At 67.2% G+C, this 6,189-nt stretch carries 7 protein-coding genes; 3 read left to right on the top strand and 4 right to left on the bottom strand.

Annotated features, from left to right (window positions below; translation table 11 throughout):
• Window positions 1-244: 244 nt before the first annotated feature.
• Window positions 245-835, top strand: coding sequence for a DJ-1/PfpI family protein (locus VFG33_RS37390; RefSeq protein WP_325057762.1), 591 nt, complete (start codon window positions 245-247; stop codon window positions 833-835).
• Between the two features lie 60 nt (window positions 836-895).
• On the opposite strand, the gene VFG33_RS37385 is transcribed toward VFG33_RS37390, so the two are convergent.
• Both VFG33_RS37385 and VFG33_RS37380 read right to left on the bottom strand, forming a co-directional pair.
• Window positions 896-2,035 (bottom strand): SAM-dependent methyltransferase, encoded by a 1,140-nt coding sequence (locus VFG33_RS37385; RefSeq protein WP_325057761.1) that lies wholly within the window; start codon window positions 2,033-2,035, stop codon window positions 896-898.
• Window positions 2,036-2,089: 54 nt separating this feature from the next.
• Window positions 2,090-2,656 carry a TetR/AcrR family transcriptional regulator gene (locus tag VFG33_RS37380; protein WP_325057760.1) on the bottom strand — a complete coding sequence of 189 codons (567 nt, stop codon included), beginning with the start codon at window positions 2,654-2,656 and terminating at the stop codon, window positions 2,090-2,092.
• Window positions 2,657-2,751: 95 nt separating this feature from the next.
• Here VFG33_RS37380 and VFG33_RS37375 point away from each other — a divergent pair, with 95 nt between their 5' ends.
• On the top strand, window positions 2,752-3,609 hold the full coding sequence (locus VFG33_RS37375; protein WP_325057759.1) for an SDR family NAD(P)-dependent oxidoreductase: 858 nt from the start codon (window positions 2,752-2,754) through the stop codon (window positions 3,607-3,609).
• A gap of 22 nt (window positions 3,610-3,631) precedes the next feature.
• Here the strand turns inward: VFG33_RS37375 and VFG33_RS37370 are convergent, their stop codons facing one another.
• Window positions 3,632-4,333 (bottom strand): SDR family oxidoreductase, encoded by a 702-nt coding sequence (locus tag VFG33_RS37370; protein WP_325057758.1) that lies wholly within the window; start codon window positions 4,331-4,333, stop codon window positions 3,632-3,634.
• 91 nt (window positions 4,334-4,424) lie between these two features.
• On the opposite strand from VFG33_RS37370, the gene VFG33_RS37365 reads away from it, so the two are divergent.
• Window positions 4,425-5,009 carry a TetR/AcrR family transcriptional regulator gene (locus VFG33_RS37365; RefSeq protein WP_325057757.1) on the top strand — a complete coding sequence of 195 codons (585 nt, stop codon included), beginning with the start codon at window positions 4,425-4,427 and terminating at the stop codon, window positions 5,007-5,009.
• Here the strand turns inward: VFG33_RS37365 and VFG33_RS37360 are convergent.
• Window positions 5,006-6,124: a glycoside hydrolase family 88 protein gene (locus VFG33_RS37360; RefSeq protein ID WP_325057756.1), complete on the bottom strand. Its 1,119-nt coding sequence runs from the start codon at window positions 6,122-6,124 to the stop codon at window positions 5,006-5,008. The two genes, VFG33_RS37365 and VFG33_RS37360, sit on opposite strands and share 4 nt — an antisense overlap.
• Window positions 6,125-6,189: the final 65 nt, after the last annotated feature.

Raw genomic sequence — 6,189 nt, 5'->3', positions numbered from 1 at the left:
CATGGTCGACATCTGGCGCAAGACGAAGTACGACCAGACGGCGTTGGCGGCCGCTGACCAGGCCGGTCTGATCGTGCGTAACGTGCCCGCCGAGATCGAGAACGACCCGAACGTCGGCCAGCACGTCGACTACGTCGCCCTGCCGTACTGACGAACTGGGATCATCGGCCAGCTGGCCAGATCCTGTCGAACACCGGCTCTCCGGCCGCTGGTGATGACCCCCGCGACGCGGTTGGGTTGAGCCATGCGGATCGAGATCCTGGTGTTCGACGGTGTGGATGAGATGGACGTGATGGGGCCGTTCGAGGTGTGGAGTTCTGCCTCCCGCAGGTCGGACCTCGAACTGGCCCTCGTCACGGTGGACGGCCCTGCCGAGGTGACCGGGATGAACGGCCTGCGGTTCAGGGCCCCGGAGGCACTCGGTACGCCGGACGCCCTGTTCGTGCCGGGCGGCGGCTGGATGAACCGTGCAGAGCGTGGTGCCTGGGCCGAAGCCCAACGCGGTGTTCTGACCGCCCGGATCGCGGAGCTGGCTCCGCAGCTCGACTGGATCGGGTCCGTCTGCACGGGCGGCATGCTGCTCGCCGCGGCGGGGCTGGTGAAGGGCCGGGCGGCGACGACGAACCGCAACGCCTGGGCCGAGCTCGAGGAGTATGGCGCGGACCTGAAGAAGAACCGCGTGGTCGACGACGGCACCCTCGTCACTGCCGGCGGTCTCACCGCCGGTTTCGACCTCGCCCTGCACATCCTCGACCGGGAGATCTCCGCCGAGCTCGGTGACTCGGTCGCCGCGGCGATGGAGTACACCCGCGACCGCGACCTCCACACCAGCTGATCCCTTACGTCCGAAGAAGTGGCGAGACGTTCCTCCAGTTCTTCGGACGTAAGGAATCAGTCAGCGGCGGCGGTGGAGCAGGAGGCCGCGGCTGCCTCGTTTACGGAGGTGGGCGCGGCCTCCTGCCACGGACTCGAACCGCGGTAGGACCAGGTCGACCTCTTCCTCGACGGTCCAGCCGGCCGGCCAAGCCTGCTCGGCCAAGGCGCCCGGCTCCATCGAGACGAACATCCTGTCCGTCGGGAACCGGTCCAGCAACGCGAGGTCCTGGCCGTAGTACAGCAGCTCGATCAGCAGGTACGCCGATCCCGTCAGCCGCCGGGTGGTTGCCAGGTCCTCGAAGCTGTGGGGATGGATCCGCACGTCGCCGTGCCCCACGACGCTTTCCTGAAGCCGAGTCAGGAAGACGGGGTTCGGCTCGGTCGCCTCGACGGTGTATCGCTCGCCGGCCAGCCGTCGCGTCAGCGCTCCCTCGCACGCACCGACCTCGATCACCGGGCCGGCCGCGGGATCCAGGTGACGCCGTACCCAGGCCGCGGTCGCGTCCAGCCGGTCGATCTCGTACTGCGAGGTCGCGAACTCCCACGGATCGGGAACCGCCGCGGCGTCGTCACCCCTACTCCCCAGCAGCGCGGACAACCGTCCTCGCTCCTCCGGGTCGGAACTGAAGAAGCGCTCGACCGACGGGACCCGCCGGGTGATCAGCGCGTTCTCGTCCTCCTCGTCCAGCCCGACCAGCGCAGCGCAGTGCGTGTTGACGAAGTCCAGCTTCGCGTCGACCAACGGCCGTTCGAGCCGTTCATCGATGTCGGTGGTCCACTCGAGCCAGCGTGCGTCCCCGACGGCATGCAGCACCGGCGCCCGCACCAGGCGTGCGAGCTCGAACCCCCACCGGGCTCTGCGCTCCCGCGAGTCGGCCGGGTTGTGGGTCCAGATCGTGGCGGCGACATCGCCCGTCTCCAGCGCGATCGCGTCAGCGGCCTGGCCCGGCGAGAACGGCTTCGCTCCTTGACCGGAGGTCTGCAACAGTTCCGCCAGTGGTGCCAGGCGCCCGGCCAGCGGGACGCCGGCGGGGAGGCGGAGATAAGCGCCGCGATCAGCGATCAGCAGATGGACCTCGTGGCCGCGTCCGGGGTCGAGAGCAGCCAGGAATTCGACCGCGACATCTTCAGGACGGAGCACCGCAACGACGTCAATCATCAACGCAATCTTATGCAGACTCCCTACGAAAAGGTGTCCGGAGCGTGTCGGGGATCAGTCCTTCAGGAGAGCGGCAACCGCGTCGGTGACCACCTTGCGGCGCTCGGCGGCCGACGTCCGGCTGACCAGCATCGCGTACTCCGGCGTCAGGCCGGTCCACAACGCCGACAACTGCAGGACCAGCGCGAGCAGCACGATCGGCTCGTACTTCGCCGGGATCAGACCGTCCTTCTGGGCCTTGGCGATGGCCTCGACCTTGTGCGCGTTGCTCTGCATGATCAACTCGAGCGGCTCGTCGGATCCGGCCCGCTCCAGCCGGTACCAGGTCGCCAGCCGCTGGACCTCGGGATACTGCTCGAAGCCGTCGAACAACTTGCCGGCGTACTCCGGCAGGTCGGTCGCGTCGATCGGGGTCTCCGCCATGGTCCGGACCACCAGCTGGTTGAAGACCGCGTCGAACAGTCGATCCTTGCTGCCGAAGTAGTGATAGATCTGCGCCTTGTTGGACGCCGCCTCCGCCGCGATGCGGTCCACCCGGGCACCGGCGATGCCGTACGCGCCGAACTCCTTCATCGCCGCGTCGAGCAGCCGCTTCCTGGTCGCATCCGCATCGCCTGGCATGCCGGAAGTATACCTGACTAACCGGCTAGTTGATTTCCGAGACGCGGCATGCTTCTCTGTAACTAACCAGTCAGTCGAACCTTTCAGGAGTGGGTATGAAGGTCTTCCTCATCACCGGCAGCTCGCGCGGGCTCGGTCGTGCGATCGCCGAGGCAGTGCTCGAAGCAGGCCACCAGCTCGTCGCGACGGCCCGCAAGCCCGAGCAACTCGACGACCTGGTCGCCAAGTACGGCGACCAGATTCGCGCGGTGCGGCTGGATGTGACGGACTACGCCGCCGCGCAATCCGCAGTACAGGCGGCTGTTGATGCGTTCGGACGGCTCGATGTGGTCGTGAACAATGCCGGCTACGCCAATGTCGCCTCGGTCGAGGACATGGAGATCGAGGACTTCCGGCAGCAGATCGACACCAACCTGCTGGGCGTCGTCAATGTCACCAAGGCGGCTCTTCCCCAGCTCCGCGAGCAGGGTTCGGGGTACATCATCCAGGTCTCCTCGGTCGGCGGCAGGGCGGTCGCGGCCGGGCTGTCGGCGTACCAGGCGGCCAAGTGGGCGGTCGGCGGGTTCTCCGGCGTGCTGGCCCGTGAGGTGAACCCGCTGGGGATCAAGGTGACCGTGCTCGAGCCGGGTGGCATGAACACGGACTGGGCCGGCTCGTCGATGACGGTGCACCCGGTCAGCGCGCCGTACGAGCAGAGCCTCGGCCTGATGCGCGACATGCGCGCCAGCGGTGTCGCCGCGAACGACCCGGCCAAGGTGGCCCAGGTCGTCCTGCAGTTGGTCGACAGCGAAGAGGTGCCGGAGCGGCTGCTGATCGGTCCCGACGCGCTCGCGGTCGCGAACCAGTACGAGCGGGCCCGGGACGTGGAGAAGGAGAAGTGGCTCGACGTCACCATCTCCACGGTCCACGACAACGTCGACGCCCGCTTCCTCGACCCGACCGACCGCCTCTAGCCCGTCCTGCGGGGCGCCGGGGTCAGCGCCTGAGTTCGGGATACAGGTTGGTGGGATCCCCGGACAGAGCCGCCTTGGCCTGGCGGGCGGTCTCGTCGGCCAGCACCTCGAACGCGTCCTTCTCGATCCCGTCCAGTGCCTCCCGGGCGATATCGGCCGGCTTCGACTTGGGATCGGTCACCGCCGCGGCCATGTCGGTGTCCACGTAGCCCATGTGCAGGCCGGTCACGCCGATGCCACGGTCCTGTAGTTCGAGGCGGATGGCGTTGGTCTGCAGCCAGAACGCGGCCTTGGTGGCGGCGTACGCGCCGTGCCGGGCGACCCAGGACAGCGCCGAGTGCGCGTTCAGGATGTGTCCGCCGCCGTTGCGCTCGATCACCGGCACGAAGGCCCGGGTCACGTTCAGCGGGCCGAAGAAGTTGGTCTCGAAGACGGTCCGGATGTCGGCCAGCGGTGCGTCCAGGTAGGTGTCCGGCGAGCTGCCGCCGGCGTTGTTGATCAGCACGGTGACGTCGGGGGCGGCCTTGACCAGCGCCTCGATCGAAGCCGGGTCGGTGACCTCCAGTGGGAGCGTCACGACGCGGTCGTCGGTGCTCGGCTCGGGGTTGCGGGCGGTCGCGTAGACCTTCCGCACACCCCTGCCGAGCAGGTCGTCGACGATCGCCTTGCCGATACCTCGGTTGCCGCCGGTGACGAGGACGACAGCGCCTTCGAGAGTGGTCACTTCAACTCCAGGTGTGATGGAAACCGATCTGTTTCCCTCAAGGTAAACCGATCGGTTTCGTTCTGCAAGTCGAGCCGGTACGCTCGATCCCATGACGACCTCGGTAACCCCCCGCGAGCGGCTGCTGGAAGCCGCGAGCGACCTCTTCTACCGCGACGGTGTGAGCATCGGGGTGGATGCGCTCTGCAAGGCGGCCGGGGTCTCGAAGAAGTCGATGTACCAGCTGTTCCGCTCCAAGGACGAGGTGATCGCCGAGAGTCTGGCGAGCCGTGGCGCGGCCTACCAGGCGGCGCTCATGCCGGGGCCGGAGGCGGGACCGTCGCCGCGGGAGCGAATCCTGGCGGTGTTCGAGCGGCAGGACAAGATAGCTGCCGAGGGCAACTATCTGGGCTGCCCGTTCGTCAGTACCGCGTTCGAGCTGAAGAACCCGGAACATCCGGGCAGTGTGGTCGCGCGGTACTTCAAGCAGCAGATGACGGACTTCTTCCGGTCCGAGCTCATCGCAGCGGGTGCCGAGGACCCGGACACTCTGGCTGTCCAGTTGACGATCGTGTTCGACGGCGGGAGCGCCCGGACCGTAGTGAGGGCCCAGGCGCTCGGCGGCATCGGCGTACTGACGGCTGCCGCCCTTCTGGATGCCGCAGGCATTCCATCCGGGCAGTTGGCCAGGCGCTAGACGGCCAGGGTGGCCAGTTCAGCGCCGGCCAGGAGGAAGGCGCCGACGCCGAAGTCCGCGGTTGATTCGTAGGTGATCGGCTGGCTCGATTCGGGCCGGTCGCCGACCTTCTGCACATAGCCAAGGAATCCGTCAGGGTGGACCGCGGTCGCAACCATCCCGTTCCAGGCCCGCGCCGCCATCGGCTGGTACGTCGCTGCCGGCACCAGCCCGGTCTTGATCGCGTACGCCGCGGAGTAGGCGAAGAAGGCGGTCCCGCTGGTCTCAGGCCCGGGGAGATGCTGGGAATCAGCCAGGTTGACGTTCCAGAACCCGTCGGTTCGCTGGATCGGGCGCAACGCAGTCACCAGTTGCGTCAAGGTGCTCTTGTACTCGGCCACATTCTGCTGGCTCGCGGGCAACGCCTTCAGGGTCTTCACGTGTCCGGCAGCGACCCAGCCGTCGCCGCGCGACCAGAACACCGGCTTGCCGCTGGGGGACACGATCCCACCGGGCAGGAAGCGGTCATCGCGGTACCAGAGCCCGCTTGACGACGCCCACAACCGCCGCGTCCGTTTGGTGTGGTTGTAGAGCTGGTAGAGCTTGGTCCAGTACGCCGGATCGTTGCGCTGCTTGCCGATCCGGGCGAACGGTGGCATCGCCATGTGCAGTGCGTCGCACCACCACCAGTCGTCAACCTTGCTACTGGCAACCATCCGGCTCAGGGTGTCCGTTGCCGCGGTCAACTTGTTCGCGGAGGGCTCGAGGTCGTAGAGATCGAGGTAGACCTGGATGGCGTTGTGGTTGTCCGCGTGCCGGGTGGCGACGCCTTCGCGAATCCCGTACCTGTGCTTCTCGGCCCAGCTGCGGGTGTAGTTCAGGTAGCGGGCGTCGTTGGTCAGGCGATAGGCCGCCATCAGTCCGCTGAAGAAGGTGGCCCTGGCCCAGCCGTTGTCGCCGGAGTCGGTGTGGTCGGCGATCCACCGGTCGGCGACCCGGCGTACCAGGCTGGTGAGCTGGGCCTTGGAGGGCAGGACGTCGGAGGGCGGCGCTGCCAAGGTCGCATTGGCTACGGACGGTAATACCGGGGCGGTTGCGGCGGCTGCACCGAGGGCCAGGAATTGGCGTCTTTTCATGGGACAAGACCTCACTTTGTTCCATAGCGGATGGGACAAATCAGCACTTTGTTCCAGATGGAATT

Origin of the sequence: Kribbella sp., from assembly GCF_035687465.1 — a bacterium.
Taxonomy (GTDB): Bacteria; Actinomycetota; Actinomycetes; order Propionibacteriales; family Kribbellaceae; genus Kribbella.
The sequence above is the reverse complement of the archived record's forward strand: the minus strand, read 5'-3'. Positions and strand labels throughout refer to the sequence as shown.